A 16,311-nucleotide genomic window follows, 5' to 3' on the forward strand; every position below is an offset into this window, starting at 1 on the left:
CCTATAGTGCAGTGCTGGCTGCATTGCTGGGCAGTGCAATTTTTTGTTCGTGGCTATCTACTAAACTGCGGCTGTTACCCATAAGGTGGCTGTAGATTAGTGATGAAGCTAAAACATTTTTTATATAGTTGCGAGTTTCATAATAGGGCAGAGTATCTATCCAAATATCGTAGTCCATTGCTTCTACCTGCTGGTTTAGCCAGCGTTTCACTCTATAAGGCCCGGCGTTAAAGGCGGCTGTAGCTAAAATTTTATTTCCCTCAAAAGTATCCAGTAGTTGCTGCAGGTAGTGGCTGCCTAATAGAAGATTGGTATCAGCTTGGTATAGATCTTTACGTTTAAAGCTTAAGCCCGCCAGCTGTGCCACATCTTTGGCTGTACCCGGCCGCAATTGCATTAGGCCTTTGGCGCCTGCGCTGGAGGTTGCGTCTGCGGCAAAGGCGCTTTCTTGCCTGGTCACTGCATAAATCCAAGCAGGTTGCACGGCGGTGGCTTTGGCGACAGGCATAATAGTTTGTTGATAAGCCATGGGAAAACGCAGTTCTAAGTCATCTTTATAATCAGACTTTGCTGCTGACATTATGGCTTGTTGATGCCAGCCCCATTGGTGAGCCAGTAAGCTGGCGTTGATATGTTGCTGGGGCGTGAAGTGGCGGGTAGCGTGGTGCCATTCGCGTCTGGCGGCTATGGATTCACCCAATAAATAAAAAACCTTAGCGCGTTGTATAGCGGGCCGTTGTTGCAAGTCGTGGGTGTCTATATGGCTGGGGGTTCGGTTATGCTCAAAAACGTAGGGCTGGCCCAGTAATTCGGCCGCTAAAAAACCATAATAGTGGCGCTGTTGGGATAAGGCTTGTAGTTTTTCTAAGCTGTTGTACTGATTGTTTTGTAATTTTATTGCCGCACGTGCCTGCCAGTATTGCCATTGTGGTTGTTGCTGATGTTCGCTGGGTAATAAGCCTAGCCAGCGTTGCGCCTGCTGCCACTGTTGGTTTTTTATAGCCAGTAATATGCGCCATTCTAATAAAAATACATCGTCACCATTGGGGTCATTTTTAATTAACCAGCTCAGGGCCTGGCTGTCGCCGCTGGCGATCAGCTGGCGGGCAATAATTTGTTTTAGTTGTTGCTGTTGCTGGGTATTAAATACAAATTGTTGTTGATAGCTAGGCCAGTGTTTAAGCACCAGCGCTAAATTTTTATCCGCTAAGCGTTCGATGCCGTACAGAGCTATAGCTTGCTGATAATGTAATTCCAGCTTTGCATTGGCCTGTAATATTGCTAAGTCTTGAGGTTGCCTGTGGATATGGCGTAATTGCTGGACCACCGCTTGTAAGCCTGGGTTGGCGCGGCGGTGTAAATAATTTACCAAGCTGTGATTATCATGCTTAATCGCCAAGATAATCCGCTGCCACATAAGATCATCTGTTAACAGCCCCGCCTGTTGCCAGCGTTGCAGCGGTAGGTCACAGGCATCGGGTAAAGAACGGGCGCTTAACCATAGCGGCTGGGTTTGTTGCAGGGCTGTATCTTGCTTGCCGCTATGATGTAAGGCGCTGAGGTATTGGCAGTGCAGGGCGGTGGAGCTTTGCGTGGGCACATAAAAGGATAAAAAATCCTGCCAGCGCTGTTGTTTGGCTAAATGGCTTAGCCATTTCTGACGAAATTGCTGGGCTACCACCGAGCCCTGATGGCGATTTAAAAAGCTTAAGGCCTGAGTGCTAGAGAGCTGATGCATGCGCTTATAAAGCAGGTGTTTTTCTATATAGGGCGCTAGGGGGAAATCTTTTAGTTGGTACAGGCCTTTTTCAGCCTGTTTGAGCTGGCCTTTGCGTATTGCGATTAAGGTGTCTTGGTAAAGTTGGATTTGCGCGGGAGCTAATTCGGCTTTGACGTCTGGGCTGGCTGCTACAGGGCTGGCATAGCTGCCGCTGCTTAAGCCTAAGAGCAAAGCGCCGCTGGCTAGACTTATCCAGTGTTTGACTTTAATCCTGTTTAGCGACAATAACGCTAGACGCTGAGCCATAATCGGCAGCCTAAATCCTGATGTGGGTGAAAAAATGCTGTGCAGTACAGTATGTGCTGCTATTCCAGCCCTGCTCTGTAGTATAATCCAGCCCCCATTCAAGACTAGTTTTTATTGTTATATACAAGCAACATCTTGTTTTAAGATCAGTTTTTGTGCGTTTAGTCGCACGTTTTAAGGTGGTATATGCCGTTAATACGGATAGATAACTTGGGCCTGTCCTTTGGCCCCCATGTGATACTCGAAGACGCTAATTTACAGTTATACAAAGGCGATAGAGTTTGTTTAATCGGCCGCAATGGAGCGGGTAAGTCGACATTGATGAAGCTGGTGGCCCAGCAAATACAGCCCGATGCGGGCTCTATTTGGTTTCGCCCCGGTATTAAAATTGCGCGCTTAGAGCAGGAGTTACCGCCGGCGGATCACCGCACAGTGCTAGAGTTTGTTAGCGAGGGCTTGGCCGAAACAGCTGCCTTGCTGGAACAGTACGATACCTTGGCCAGCCAGGCCATGGATGAAAAAAGCCTGGAGCGCCTAGCCCGCCTACAGCACCAGCTAGAGGCGGTGGATGGCTGGTCGCTACAGCAAAAGGTAGACGAGGTTATCACTCGCTTAGGACTGCCCAGCGAGCAGCGTATGGATGCTCTATCGGGCGGCTGGCGTCGCCGGGTAGCCTTAGGGCAGGCGCTAGTGACCAACCCCGACATACTGTTGCTGGACGAGCCTACCAACCACCTGGATATAGAAACCATAGAGTGGCTGGAAAAGCACTTATTAGAATTTAACGGCGCGATACTGTTTATCACCCACGATAGATCCTTAGTAAGACGCTTGGCCACCAAGGTGGTAGAGCTAGATAGGGGCAACTTGCAGCTATTCCCCTCCGATTACGATAACTACCTTACTGAAAAAGAGCATCAGCTAGAGGTAGAAGAGCAGCAAAATGCCTTGTTTGATAAGCGCTTGGCGCAGGAAGAGGTGTGGATAAGGCAGGGCATTAAAGCTAGGCGCACCCGTAACGAGGGCCGGGTAAGGGCTTTAAAAAGATTGCGCGAAGAACGTTCACAGCGCCGCGAGCGGGTGGGGTCAGCCAATATACAAGTAGAGCAATCCAGCCTGTCGGGCAAAATTGTGGCAGAGCTGACGGATGTTAGCTTTGGTTACGGCGACAAAAAACTGTTTGAGCACGTGAGCACCCGCGTGATGCGCGGTGACAAAATAGGCCTTATAGGTCCTAACGGAGTGGGTAAAACCACCTTGTTAAAAATCATCTTAGGTGAACTAGAAGCCACTAGCGGCAAGGTGCAATTAGGCACCAAGCAAGATGTGGTTTACTTCGACCAAATGCGCGATCACTTGGAAGATGATAAAACCATCGTCGACACCGTAGGCCAAGGCCGCGACAGCATTACCATTAATGGCAAAGATCGCCATATTATGAGCTACCTCAGCGACTTTTTGTTTTCGCCAGAGCGTGCGCGCACTCCTTTAAAAGCGTTGTCAGGGGGCGAGCGCAATCGGGTGCAGCTGGCTTGTTTGTTTAGCCAACCCGCTAATATTTTGGTGTTGGATGAGCCCACTAACGACCTGGATGTGGAAACGCTGGAATTATTAGAGTCCATCTTTATTGATTTTGGCGGCACTATTTTATTGGTCAGCCACGATAGGGAGTTTATGGATAATGTGGTTAGCAGCACCCTGGTCTTCGAAGGCGACGGCGTGGTGAACGACTATATAGGCGGCTACGAAGATTGGATTAGGCAAACCGGAGGCTTTGCTGCCATACGCGAAAAACGCGCGCAGCAGCAAAAACGCCTACAAGAAAAACAAGCCGCAGAGCAAAAGGCCGCTGCTGTTAGCGAGAGCAAGCCGAAAAAGCTGAGTTATAAATTACAGCGCGAGTTGGACGAGTTACCGGAGCTAATAGAAGGCCTGGAAACGCAACAGCAAGAGCTGCAAGCGATAACCGGCTCGGCGGATTTTTACCAGCAAGATAAAACAGAGGTGGCGGCTAAATTACAACAGCTAGCCGATTTAGATCAGCGCTTGCAGCAGGCCTACCAGCGCTGGGAAGAATTGGCCGATTAATCCTCACGGCCTACACGCACGGCTAGCACATCACATTTTGCGCCGTGCAACACGCTGTTGGCAGTGGAGCCCAGCAGCAGGGCTAAACCGTGGCGGCCGTGGCTGCCTATCACGATAACATCGGCATTAAGCTCTTCGGCGGCGTTGTGGATTTCGGTTTCAGGGCGGCCCATCACTATGTGTTGGTGGCTGGCGGCTATGTTATGGCGCTGGCCCAGCTCGCTAAGCTGTTGTTTGGCCTGTTGCTGTATGTCGTCCTGGATGGTGGAAAAATCCATAGGGATATCACCGCCATAGGCAAAACTGATGGGTTCCACCACATGTATCATGTGCAAGGTGCTGCCTTCAGTTTGTATGCTCTGGGCTTTGGTTATTACCTGTTCAGCTTCATCGGTGAGATCGACTGCTAACAGTATATTTTTATAATGGCTCATTGCTAGTCCTTCTAGTTTGGGCGTTTGCTGGTGTAATTAAGGTATAAAATTGCAGTTTCGTCTAGTGATATGGGTCAAAAAAGTGCGCGATAGCGCCGAGCTTAAACTATGAACTACCTGATTATTGTTATCATTATGGCCGTGGTTATAGGCCCCATTATGTGGATGATGCCCAGTGCTAGGCAACGTCAGCAAATGGCCGTTAGGCAATATGCTTTGGCGCAGGGCTTTACGATTAAAGTGACTGACCTACCACAAAGCCACCGGCAGCGTGTTCGTAAAGAGCCTGTTAAGCAAGGGGTGGTTTATCGTTTGCCACTACAGCAGGATAGGCCACTGGTCATGTCGCAAGTTTATTGTTTAAGCCGAGGCATAATAGATGATGTGCAGGAGCCGCAAAGCACCGATTATGAGTGGCAGGGCCAACCCTTAAACGAGGCCGAGACGTGGTTTACTGAGGCCTTGCAGCAGTGCCCGCGTACTGCCGTAGCCATTGAATACAGTGCCGCAGGGGTGGGCTGTTATTGGCAAGAGCGTGGCGGCGAGGCTGCTGTTGAGCAAATTAAAGTGGCGTTACAGCAATTACGAAAGCAATTAAAACAACTTAAGGTTAGCCCGTGAAAACAATAAAACCCGGCATCTATCGGCATTATAAAGGTCAAAACTATCAGGTCTATGAAGTGGCTACCCATTCAGAAACCGAAGAGCTCTTGGTGGTTTATCGACCGCTGTACGGTGATAAGGCCCTATGGGTAAGGCCCTTGACTATGTTTACAGAAACGGTTTGCATAGAGGGCAAGAGCCTGCCACGCTTTGCCTGGCTGGCCGCTAGTGAAGCAGAGGCCCAGCAATTATAAGCTTAAAAAGTAGGCTGTTTTTTGCGCAGAATCGTTCGCAGGCAGGGTGATTTTGCGCGGCAGAATTATAAAAAATAAAATCTTCTTCTTGACCCTTGTGCTTTCAGCACTTATATATGTCGCAATTAAACATTCCCGTTATCCCCCCTACAGAAGGACAGTATGGCAAAGTCATTAGTAATAGTTGAGTCGCCGGCTAAAGCAAAAACGATTAATAAGTACCTAGGAAAGGACTTCGTCGTTAAATCCAGTGTGGGTCATATACGGGATTTACCCACCGCGGGCAGCAGCAAATCTGATCCTAAAGAGCGGGCTAAACAAGCGGCTAAAACCCGCAAAATGACCCCCAAGGCCAAAGAAACTTATAAAAAGAAGAAGGCCACCGAGCAATTAATTAAGCGCATGGGTATTAACCCAGAACAAAACTGGGAGGCGCATTATGAAATATTGCCTGGCAAAGAAAAGGTGGTTAACGAATTAAAACAATTAGCGAAAGACGCCGATCACATCTATCTCGCAACCGATTTGGACCGCGAGGGAGAGGCCATAGCCTGGCATTTGCGTGAAGCTATAGGTGGCGACGAAAGCCGTTACCGCCGCGTAGTGTTTAATGAAATTACCAAAAAGGCCATACAAGAGGCCTTTGAAAAGCCCGGCGCTTTGGACATTAGCCGGGTTAATGCCCAGCAGGCCAGACGCTTTTTAGATCGTGTAGTTGGCTATATGGTATCGCCCTTATTATGGGCAAAAGTCGCCAGAGGCCTATCGGCGGGCCGTGTGCAATCGGTGGCCACGCGTTTGGTGGTAGAGCGTGAGCAAGAGATACGCGCCTTTGTGCCTGAAGAGTATTGGCAGGTCTTTGTCGATGCTGAAGCTAAAGCCGGTGAGTTGTGCCTGGAATTAAAAAAACAAGGCGATAATAATTTCCGCCCTAATAGCGAGCAGCAAACTAACGAGGCTTTAGCTTTATTAAAGCAGCATGACTTTGTAGTAGCGCAGCGCAATGATAAGCCTACCACTTCAAAACCCAGTGCCCCCTATATTACCTCTACCTTGCAACAGGCGGCCAGTACCCGTTTAGGCTTTGGCGTTAAGAAAACCATGATGATGGCGCAGCGTTTATACGAGGCGGGTTACATCACCTATATGCGTACAGACTCGACCAACCTCAGCGCTGAAGCAGTTGCCAATTGCCGCGACTATATAGGCGAACGTTACGGCAAGCGTTATTTACCCGATGCGGCTATTTCTTATAGCAGCAAAGAGGGCGCGCAAGAGGCGCACGAAGCGATACGCCCCTCCGATGTAAGCGTAGAAACCAAAAACCTTAAAAATATGGAGCGCGATGCCGAGCGCCTATATGAACTTATTTGGCGTCAGTTTGTAGCCTGCCAAATGACTCCCGCTGAATTCACCAGTACTAGCATTATTGTTAAGGCGGGTGAATTCGAGCTGCGTACTCGTGGTAGAATTTTGCGCTTTGATGGCTTTTTAAAAGCACAGCCGCCAGCAGCGAAAAAAGACGAAGATGTCATCATTCCCGATGTAAAAGTGCAGGACGTACTGGCTGTTAAAAAAATAGAGCCCAGCCAACATTTTACTAAACCTACTGCCCGCTATGGCGAAGCCAGCTTGGTAAAAGAGCTGGAGAAGCGTGGTATAGGTAGACCTTCTACTTACGCCTCGATTATTTCTACTATCCAAGATAGGGGCTATGTGCGGGTAGAGAACCGGCGTTTTTACGCTGAAAAAATGGGCGATATTGTTACCGAGCGTTTGGTAGAAAGCTTTGACGATTTATTGGATTACAGCTTTACCGCTACTATGGAAGAGTCGCTAGATAAAGTGGCCGAAGGCGAAACCGATTGGATAGCCCTGTTAAATCAATTTTATGATGGCTTTAAAGCTAAGCTAGAGCTGGCCAGTAGTGCCGAAGGTGGTATGCGCGAAAACGCCCCCACCGAAACGAATATAGAATGCCCCAAGTGTGGCCGTCATATGCAAGTACGCACGGCTAGTACGGGGGTGTTTTTAGGTTGTTCGGGTTATTCCCTGCCACCTAAAGAGCGCTGTAAAAGCACGATTAATTTGGTGTCTGGCGATGAGGTCGTTAGTGCCGATGATAATGATGACGAAGCTGAATCCCGCTTACTGATTAATAAGCGCCGCTGTGGTATTTGTAATACCGCCATGGATAGCTATTTAATTGATGAGAGTCGCAAGCTGCATGTGTGTGGTAATAACCCCGATTGCGCTGGCTACGAAGTAGAAACGGGCTCCTTTAAAATTAAAGGCTATGAAGGTCCGGTGCTGGAGTGTGATAAGTGCTCTGCCGAGATGCAATTAAAAACCGGCCGCTTTGGTAAGTACTTTGGTTGCACCAATGAAGAGTGTAAAAACACCCGCAAATTATTGCGCAACGGTGAAGCGGCGCCACCAAAAATGGACCCCGTGCCTATGCCAGAGCTAAAGTGCGTGAAAGTAGACGACCATTATATTTTGCGCGACGGTGCTTCTGGCTTGTTTTTAGCCGCCAGTAATTTCCCTAAAAATCGCGAAACCCGTGCGCCTTTAGTGGAAGAACTAATACCTCATAAAGACGAAATTGATATTAAGTACGCGCATATTATGAAAGCGCCTACTGAAGATAATAATGGCATTAAAACCGTCGTGCGCTTTAGCCGTAAAACCAAAGAGCAATATGTGCAATCCGAAGTCGATGGCAAGGCCACTGGTTGGAAGGCTTTTTACAGCAAGGGCAAATGGCAAGTAGAAGAGCCCCCGGCTAAACGCAAAGCTGCGACTAAAAAGAAATAAATTATGGCTAATACGCTGCGCGATGAGGTTAATTTACGGCTTTATTGTTGTCGCCTGCAATTAGAGCAATATCAGCAATATCTTAACGCCGCCGAGCTGCCCCTTACTGTGATTCGTCATTTAGCGGGGGAGGCGGCCTGCATACACTTACAACGCTGCTACCAAGCTTATCTGTTAGAGCTGGGCCAGGCTTATAATGTCAGCGCCGCTGGCTGCTGTAGTGCTCAGTCCTTAGCAGCATTAATGGCCGCGCAGGGGATTAGCGCGGCTGAAATTACCCAGCTCTGTGAGCTGGAGTCTGACGCGGCTAGCTGGTTGTCGGCCTTATTGGCGGCAGCGGGGCCTGTGAGCGCTCCTGCAGAGGTCAAGCAGCAGCCCCCTGCGCAGATAAGGCTAACAGCCTTGGAGCCCAGTATGCTGGATTTAGAGGCCTTGCAAACGGCCTATGAGTCCTTAAGACAGCTAATTGAAGGTCAGCGCAGCTTGACGCAAGAGTGGTAGTCTGAGGGTCTGGCTGTTACCATAGACGGCAGATTCACAGTGTTAGGTTTGTTATCGTGCCCTCATCCGTATTAGAAATTATTGAATTAGCCAACGGCGATATAGTCTTAAAGCGCGCAGAACATGGCGATGATGCTTTAGTAACTATACGATTTTCCGACGAGGCCAAAGCATTTATAGACGATGGCACTATAGACGTGGCCAAAGCTATGATACAGGCTGGCATAGAGGCCGCCTCAGCCATAGCAGATGAACGTGGCGTGGCCAAGGCTGAAATTATTGATAGTGCAGAGCACACTTTGCACTGACGCTTTTAGCTGCTGTGCAGCTATTAAATTCTTGGTTATTCCTAAATCATCTTCTTTAGTTAGCGCGATTTTGCGGGTATTAAACAAAGACGTTTCCGCGTTGGCATTATTAGAAGTTTTAAATCCGGCAATGCCACAAGCTCATTGCTCCATGATGGCGGCGCTGTTCTGCAGGTGGCGGGCTACCCTCACTCCCACCTGAGCCCGTCTCCCCTGAGGGGAAAGCAGCCGGTCTCAGTCGCTCACTCAGCGCTCATCTTTTATATTCCGCAATAACCTTCAGCCATTATCTGCCTATCGCATGGTATTAGAGTACAGTTTTCTTAACTGCAGAGTCAGAATTCGCACGATAGCAGAGGGCTGAGCCGGGTGCTGTCGCGAAATATAAGAGGGCTGGCCGTGGTAGCGGATGAGACAGCGTAGTGCTTTAAGGCTCAGTAGCGGACACGGGTACCCCGGAGGGGCCAGACCATGTAGCGACAGTATCCGGCTCAGCCATCGGAGGTTAATAAACTATTGTGTGGCTTAAGTTGTTCTTGGCAAAAAAGAATCTTACCTGTTGGCATAATTAGAAGTTTTAAATCCGGCAATGGCACAAGGTCATTGCTCCATGATGGCGGCCTTCCAGGCTACCTTCACTCCCGCCTGAGCCCGTCTCCCCTGCGGGGAAAGCAGTCGGTCTCAGGCGCTCCTTCAGCGCTCATCTTTTATATTCCGCAATAACCTTCTGCCATTACCTGCCTATCGTAGTACATCAAAGTACATATTTTTTACCGGAAGCAGTAAACGCTAGCACGATGCACGAGGGTTGAGCCGGGTGCTGTCGCGAAATATAAGAGGGCTGGCCGGGGTAGCGGATGAGACAGCGTAGCGCCTTAAGGCTCAGTAGCGGACGCGGGCGTCTTTTTAGATAAAGGGCGGAGGGGCCAGGCTATGTAGCGGCGGCATCCGGCTCAGCCATCGGTGCAAGTAAACCACTTATTAAGCAAAGATTTCCAAGCAAAAAAAGCCCTTAGCTAAGTAAGGGCTTCATCAAGATTGAGCTTACATATTAGGGTAATTGGGGCCGCCTAGGCCTTCGGGGGTTACCCATACGATATTTTGACTAGGGTCTTTAATATCGCAGGTCTTGCAGTGTACGCAGTTTTGGCCGTTGATCTGAAAACGCTGTTCGCCATTGTCGTCACTCACTACCTCATAGACGCCGGCCGGGCAGTAGCGCTGCGCAGGCTCGTCGTATAAGGGCAGGTTATAGCTAATGGGTATGCTGGCATCTTTTAAGGTTAGATGGCAGGGCTGGTCTTCTTCGTGGTTGGTGTTGGACAAAAACACCGAGCTTAAGCGGTCAAAGCTAATGACGCCATCGGGTTTGGGGTAATCGATTTTTTTGCTCTGGGCTGCGGGCTTCATCTGTTCGTGGTCAGGCTTGCTGTCTGACAGGGTCCAGGGCAGGCTGCCGTTAAACAGGTTGATGTCGATAAAAGCGTAAGCCGAACCGACTAAATTACCCCATTTGTGCTGAGCGGGGCCAAAGTTGCGCTGGGCTTTGAGCTCTTTATACAGCCAAGAGCTTTCAAAAGCTTGGGTGTATTCGGTCAATTCTTGGCCGTCTTTTTGCTCTTGGGTGATGGCTGCGTGTACAGTTTCCGCAGCAATCATGCCTGATTTCATGGCGGTGTGGCTGCCTTTGATTTTGGCGAAATTCAATGTGCCAGCGTCACAGCCAATTAATAAGCCGCCGGGAAAAGTCATCTTGGGTAGCGACTGCAGGCCGCCCTTGGCGATGGCTCTGGCGCCATAAGATAGCCGTTCGCCGCCCTCCAAAATGCTCTTAACCGCAGGGTGCTGCTTAAAGCGCTGAAACTCTTCGAAAGGGCTAACATGGGGATTGCTATAACCTAAATCGGTGATTAGGCCTAGCGAGACCTGATTGTCTTCTACGTGGTAGAGAAAGCCGCCACCAAAACTACCGCTTTCGGTGAGTGGCCAGCCGGTGGAGTGAAACACCTTACCTTGCTGGTGTTTGTCGTCCGCTATTTTCCAGATCTCTTTAATGCCTAGGCCGTAGTGCTGGGGGTCTTTGCCGGCATCTAGCTGAAACTGCTCAATGATTTGCTTGCCTAAATGGCCTCGGCAGCCTTCGGAGAATAGGGTGTATTTGGCGTGTAGTTCCATGCCTTCGGTGTAGCTGTCTTTATGGCTGCCATCTTCGGCTACGCCCATATCGCCGGTGGCTATACCTTTAACGCGGCCATCTTCGTGGTAGAGCACCTCGGCGGCGGCAAAGCCGGGGTAAATCTCGGCACCCAGCTCTTCGGCTTGTTCTGCCAGCCAGCGGCAGAGGTTACCCAGGCTGATAATATAATTGCCTTCATTGTGCATGGTTTTGGGTACGGCCCAGCCCGGTACGCCTATGCTTTTCTCGGCGCTGGTCATATAGCAAATTTCGTCGTGGCTGACCTTGGTGTGCAAGGGCGCGCCTTTGTCGCTCCAGTCAGGGAATAGTTCATTGAGGGCTGTGGGTTCAAAGACCGCACCAGAGAGTATATGGGCACCAACCTCTGAACCTTTCTCAACCACGCAAACGCTAATATCGTTGCCGGTCTCTAAGCTAAGCTGGCGTATGCGGCAGGCTGCTGATAGGCCAGCAGGGCCTGCGCCGACGATGACAACGTCGAACTCCATTGATTCTCTTTCCACGAAATAGTCCTCTTGCTTACACATGGGGGGCGCTACAATGCTGTCAGCGATTTAATAGCGCTCGATTATATAGCGGGTGAAAATGAAACCGCAATGCTAAAACCCCTTGATTTGCCTATGTTTTAGCCTAATTGTCACAATGGGCATAAATGTTAATAGGCGTGGGCAGATTGGACTATTGACCCCATATTCAATAATGGTCACTATGGCTGCCCCTCGTTGGGGGTATAGCAAAAGTTAATCTATGCTTGCTATAGTCACAAATCCATAACGAATAAAACGGTGAGTCTATGAAGGTTCTTGTTGCTGTCAAACGAGTAGCAGACTACAACGTTAAGGTTAGGCCAAAAGCCGACGGCACAGGTGCAGACCTTAACAATGTGAAAATGGCGATTAACCCTTTTTGTGAAATCGCAGTTGAAGAAGCGGTACGCTTAAAGGAAAAGGGTATAGCCACTGAGGTGGTCGCAGTTTCTATAGGTGATAAAGCCTGTCAGGAGCAAATCCGCACTGCTTTAGCCTTAGGTGCTGACCGCGGTATACATGTTGAAAGCAGCGAGACACTGCAGCCTTTAGCCATAGCCAAATTACTAAAAGCCGTGGTTGATAAAGAGCAGCCCGAGCTGGTGCTTATGGGCAAGCAGGCCATCGATGGTGATAACAACCAAACGGGTCAAATGCTAGGTGCCTTGGCGAATATGCCGCAGGGTACTTTTGCCTCTGAGGTGAATATTGCCGATGGTAAGGTAGCCGTTACCCGTGAAATAGACGGCGGCTTGCAAACCTTGAGCTTAACGCTGCCAGCCATAGTGACTACCGACCTGCGTTTAAACGAGCCCCGTTACGCTAAGCTACCTAATATCATGAAGGCGAAAAAGAAGCCTTTGGATGTGTTAACCCCTGAAGAGTTGGCAGTTGATGTAGCACCACGTTTAACCACGGTTAAAGTTGAGCCACCTGCCGAGCGCGCTGCCGGTATTAAGGTAGAGTCTGTGGCTGAATTGGTTGATAAATTAAAAAATGAGGCGAAGGTGATCTAATGAGTATTTTAATCTTAGCTGAACACGATAACGCTTCTATTAATGCGGCCACTTTAAATACTGTTGCCTGTGCGCAACAAATCGGTGGTGATATTACTTTATTGGTTGCCGGTGCTGATTGCGGCGCGGCGGCCGAGCAAGCGGCAAAAATTAACGGCGTAGCTAAAGTGTTAGTGGCTGACAATGCTGCCTATGCACATCAATTAGCAGAAAACGTCAGCCTGTTAATGGCTGAAGTTGCCAAAGATTATGGCTACGTATTAGCGGCAGCCACCACTACAGGTAAAAACATTTTGCCTCGCGTTGCGGCTTTACTGGATGTGGCACAAATATCCGATGTTACTGGCGTAGTTAGTGCCGATACGTTTAAGCACCCCATTTATGCGGGCAATATGATAGAGACGGTACAGTCTGCCGATGCGATTAAGGTCTTAACCGTACGCGGTACAGCCTTTGATGCGGTAGCTGCTGAAGGCGGCTCTGCCAGTGTAGAGAGTTTATCTGCAGTTCACGATGCCGGTATTTCTAGCTTTGTGGGTGAAGAGTTAGCGGTTAGCGATAGGCCAGAATTAACAGCGGCCTCTATCGTTATTTCCGGCGGTCGCGGTATGCAAAATGGCGAAAACTTTGCGCTGCTAGAGTCGGTTGCTGATAAGCTTGGTGCTGCGGTAGGTGCTTCACGCGCAGCAGTAGACGCAGGCTTTGTACCTAACGATATGCAAGTTGGCCAAACCGGTAAAATCGTGGCGCCTAATCTGTATATTGCTGTAGGTATCTCTGGTGCTATTCAACATTTAGCCGGTATGAAAGACAGCAAGGTGATTGTTGCTATCAATAAAGATGAAGATGCACCGATTTTTCAGGTAGCCGATTACGGTTTAGTGGCTGATTTATTTGAGGCAGTGCCTGAGTTAAACAACGCTTTATAAGCTTTGGTTTACTGTTTAAAAAAACCGCCCAGCTTTTAACAAAAGCTGGGCGGTTTTTGTTTGTGGGTTTTAAATCTAATAATCCTCTGTGATTACGCGCTTCGTAGTGCATATTTATTTTAATAATCTTAAAAAATAGCACGATGCGAGAGGGCTGGGCCGGGTGCTGTCGCGAAATATAAGAGGGCTGGCCGGGGTAGCGGATGAGACAGCGTAGCGCCTTAAGGCTCAGTAGCGGACACGGGCGTCTTTTTAGATAAAGGGGGGGAGGGGCCAGACCATGCAGCGGCGGCATCCGGATCAGCCGTCGGAGTTAGTAAGCCACTGTGCTGGTCTAGAACGTTCCCAGAAAAAACAAAACCGGAAGCTTAGCTGCTGGGATAGTTAGAAGTTCTTAATCCGGCAATGGCACAAGGTCATTGCTCCATGATGGCGGCCCTCCGGGCTGCCTTCACTCCCGCCTGAGCCCGTCTCCCCTGCGGTGAAAACAGTCGGTCTCAGGAGCTCACTCAGCGCTCATCTTTTATATTCCGCAATAACCTTCTGCCATTACCTGCCTATCGCGGTGGCATTAGAGTGAAGTTTTCTTAACTGAAAAAATAATAATTAGCACGATGCCAGAGGGCTGAGCCGGGTGCTGTCGCGGAATATAAGAGGGCTGGCCGTGGTAGCGGATGAGACAGCGCAGCGCTTTAAGGCTCAGTAGCGGACACGGGCGTCTTTTTAGATAAAGGGGGGAGGGGACAGACCATGTAGCGACAGTATCCGGCTCAGCCATCGGGGCTAACAAACAATACATGCCGTTTCAAAAAAAAGCCCTCACCTAGATATAAGGGCTTTACCATTACTACCGTTTAATCCCGCCGTAGTTTGTCGTTTAAGGCGATAGGGGTGGGGTAGTTAAATATCACTATATAAGAAGAAATTAAGAAAGTGATAATGGCTGTGGCCTGTATCAAGTGAGAGGCATTTTTGCCCAGTAGTGCGGCGTCAAAAGCAACAAAGGCGATAAGCAGTGAGAACTCGCTAATGGAGCCCAGGCGGAAGCCTATATCCCAGGCTAATACTTTTTTCTCGCTGGCGTTGCGTAATAAAAACTGAAAAATCACCGGCTTTAAAGTCAGCATTAAAGCGGCCAATACTACAGCAGGAATAATAATGTCGGCGAGCAGTGCTAAGTCAAAGCGTGCCCCCAGCGAAAAGAAAAACAAGATCAAGAAAAAATCCCGCAGTGGCTTTAAGTTAACTGCAATATATTGCGAGATGGGGCTGGTAGCTAAAGAAATACCGGCAATAAAAGCGCCTATTTCGGCAGAGAGGCCAACTTGGTGGGCGGCCTCGGCCAAGCCTAGGCACCAGCCCAGCGCTAATAAGAAAATGTATTCATGAAAGCGGTCAAATTTTTGTATGAGTTTAAGCAGCCCGTACTTAACAAATAGCATGGATAGGGCGATAAATACCGGTAGTGCAGCAATGGTTTTTAACATCATGGTGATGTCAAACTGGCCCACGTCACCACTTAATAACACCAATAAAACAAAAATGGCGATCACATCTTGCAGCAATAATAAGCTGATCATCATCTCGCCCATATGGCGGTGGTGCAGTATGGTGGTGGGTAATAATTTTATGCCTATGATGGTGCTGGAAAACATCATGGCGGCACCAATAATAATTGACTCAGCTTGGCTAAAGCCAAAAGCGATGCTGACTACATAGCCTATGCCCATAAATGCCAATGAGCTGATGATGGCTATAGGCGTGGCTTTTTTCATGGTGCTAACTAGCGCTTGGGGTTGCATATCCAGCCCCAGTAAAAATAATAAAAAGATAATACCTACATGGGAGATATCAGAGAGTAAGGCCAAGTCATTAACAAAATTCAGGCCGTAGGGGCCGATGATAGCGCCTAGAGCAATATAAGCGATCAGCAGAGGCTGCCGGGAGTACAGGGCTAGGGTGGCTAAAATAGCTGCACCGGTAAAAATCAAAAAGAAGGAAAAGGTGATACTGCTGGCATCCATTGTATAGATGGTCCTACTGGCTAGTTTTTGGGGGCTATTTCAGGCCATGGTGGCTGGAATATGGTGATTTTTTGTTATAGGTGTATAGATATTAGCTAATTTTATGGATAGTATGTGAACAAATTGTTTCCAAGTGAGTCTTAAGATACCAGATAGTAACCGTTAATAATAAATTAAAAGAGGAATAACCATGTCAGACAATAGCCAGCACAAAGCGCAGTACAACGATAGCTTGGCCGATGCCATAGCAGCAACGGCGGTAGTGGCCTTGGTGGTATTTACCGTGGTATTTTGGTTAAGCGGCCAGTAATTTAAGTAAGAGTTTTAGCAAAAAGGCGGGTTATCCCGCCTTTGTTATATGTAAAACAAACTGCACAAGCAAGGCGATAGAGCCTATAAACACCGCCGTGGCCACCAGTCCCATAATAATAAAGACCTTGTGGTTACCGTGTTTAAAATCCCGCTCTTTATTTTTACTGCTTTGCACACCAAAAAAGGCTGCCATTACACTGGCCGTAACTTGGCCTATGCTGGGCTTTTTATCAGCGGGCTTATCATTATTATGCTCTTGCTCTGCCATCCTTATT

General features: G+C 48.7%; 13 protein-coding genes. 8 read left to right on the forward strand and 5 right to left on the reverse strand.

All coding sequences use genetic code 11. The annotated features are described in order from the left end of the window. Position 1 precedes the first annotated feature (1 nt). On the reverse strand, positions 2-2,026 hold the full coding sequence (locus NO559_RS03155; protein WP_258330336.1) for a transglycosylase SLT domain-containing protein: 2,025 nt from the start codon (positions 2,024-2,026) through the stop codon (positions 2-4). A gap of 186 nt (positions 2,027-2,212) precedes the next feature. On the opposite strand from NO559_RS03155, the gene NO559_RS03160 reads away from it, so the two are divergent. Next, positions 2,213-4,114 (forward strand): ATP-binding cassette domain-containing protein, encoded by a 1,902-nt coding sequence (locus NO559_RS03160; RefSeq protein ID WP_258330337.1) that lies wholly within the window; start codon positions 2,213-2,215, stop codon positions 4,112-4,114. Here the strand turns inward: NO559_RS03160 and NO559_RS03165 are convergent. Beyond that, positions 4,111-4,548, reverse strand: a complete 438-nt coding sequence (locus tag NO559_RS03165; RefSeq protein WP_258330338.1) for a universal stress protein — start codon at positions 4,546-4,548, stop codon at positions 4,111-4,113. The two genes, NO559_RS03160 and NO559_RS03165, sit on opposite strands and share 4 nt — an antisense overlap. A 108-nt stretch (positions 4,549-4,656) precedes the next feature. Between NO559_RS03165 and NO559_RS03170 the strand changes: the two genes are divergently transcribed. From NO559_RS03170 to NO559_RS03190, 5 genes are all read left to right on the forward strand, one after another. After that, a complete protein-coding gene (locus NO559_RS03170) occupies positions 4,657-5,169 on the forward strand; it encodes a hypothetical protein (protein WP_258330339.1) in 513 nt (170 codons plus the stop codon). Continuing rightward, positions 5,166-5,405: a DUF1653 domain-containing protein gene (locus NO559_RS03175; RefSeq protein WP_258330340.1), complete on the forward strand. Its 240-nt coding sequence runs from the start codon at positions 5,166-5,168 to the stop codon at positions 5,403-5,405. Before NO559_RS03170 ends, NO559_RS03175 begins: the two co-directional genes overlap by 4 nt. 162 nt (positions 5,406-5,567) lie before the next feature. After that, positions 5,568-8,222: a type I DNA topoisomerase gene (gene topA, locus NO559_RS03180; protein WP_258330341.1), complete on the forward strand. Its 2,655-nt coding sequence runs from the start codon at positions 5,568-5,570 to the stop codon at positions 8,220-8,222. 3 nt (positions 8,223-8,225) lie between these two features. After that, on the forward strand, positions 8,226-8,723 hold the full coding sequence (locus tag NO559_RS03185) for a DUF6586 family protein (RefSeq protein ID WP_258330342.1): 498 nt from the start codon (positions 8,226-8,228) through the stop codon (positions 8,721-8,723). Between the two features lie 56 nt (positions 8,724-8,779). Continuing rightward, the gene (locus NO559_RS03190) at positions 8,780-9,031 is read left to right on the forward strand and encodes a hypothetical protein (RefSeq protein ID WP_258330343.1); all 252 of its coding nucleotides are present in this window, start codon (positions 8,780-8,782) and stop codon (positions 9,029-9,031) included. Positions 9,032-10,075: 1,044 nt separating this feature from the next. Here NO559_RS03190 and NO559_RS03195 read toward each other — a convergent pair. Beyond that, positions 10,076-11,731: an electron transfer flavoprotein-ubiquinone oxidoreductase gene (locus tag NO559_RS03195; protein ID WP_258330344.1), complete on the reverse strand. Its 1,656-nt coding sequence runs from the start codon at positions 11,729-11,731 to the stop codon at positions 10,076-10,078. Positions 11,732-12,021: 290 nt separating this feature from the next. Here NO559_RS03195 and NO559_RS03200 point away from each other — a divergent pair, with 290 nt between their 5' ends. Both NO559_RS03200 and NO559_RS03205 read left to right on the forward strand, forming a co-directional pair. Then, positions 12,022-12,771, forward strand: coding sequence for an electron transfer flavoprotein subunit beta/FixA family protein (locus NO559_RS03200; protein WP_258330345.1), 750 nt, complete (start codon positions 12,022-12,024; stop codon positions 12,769-12,771). Then, positions 12,771-13,700, forward strand: a complete 930-nt coding sequence (locus tag NO559_RS03205; protein WP_258330346.1) for an electron transfer flavoprotein subunit alpha/FixB family protein — start codon at positions 12,771-12,773, stop codon at positions 13,698-13,700. The genes NO559_RS03200 and NO559_RS03205 overlap by 1 nt, the downstream gene beginning before the upstream one ends. 854 nt (positions 13,701-14,554) lie before the next feature. Here the strand turns inward: NO559_RS03205 and NO559_RS03210 are convergent. Then, entirely contained in the window at positions 14,555-15,724 is a 1,170-nt protein-coding gene (locus tag NO559_RS03210; protein ID WP_258330347.1) for a cation:proton antiporter, read from the reverse strand. 340 nt (positions 15,725-16,064) lie between these two features. Further along, a complete protein-coding gene (locus tag NO559_RS03215) occupies positions 16,065-16,304 on the reverse strand; it encodes a DUF2970 domain-containing protein (protein WP_258330348.1) in 240 nt (79 codons plus the stop codon). Positions 16,305-16,311 lie beyond the last annotated feature (7 nt).

It is taken from the genome of Dasania sp. GY-MA-18 (assembly GCF_024734385.1).
GTDB lineage: Bacteria > Pseudomonadota > Gammaproteobacteria > Pseudomonadales > Dasaniaceae > Dasania > Dasania phycosphaerae.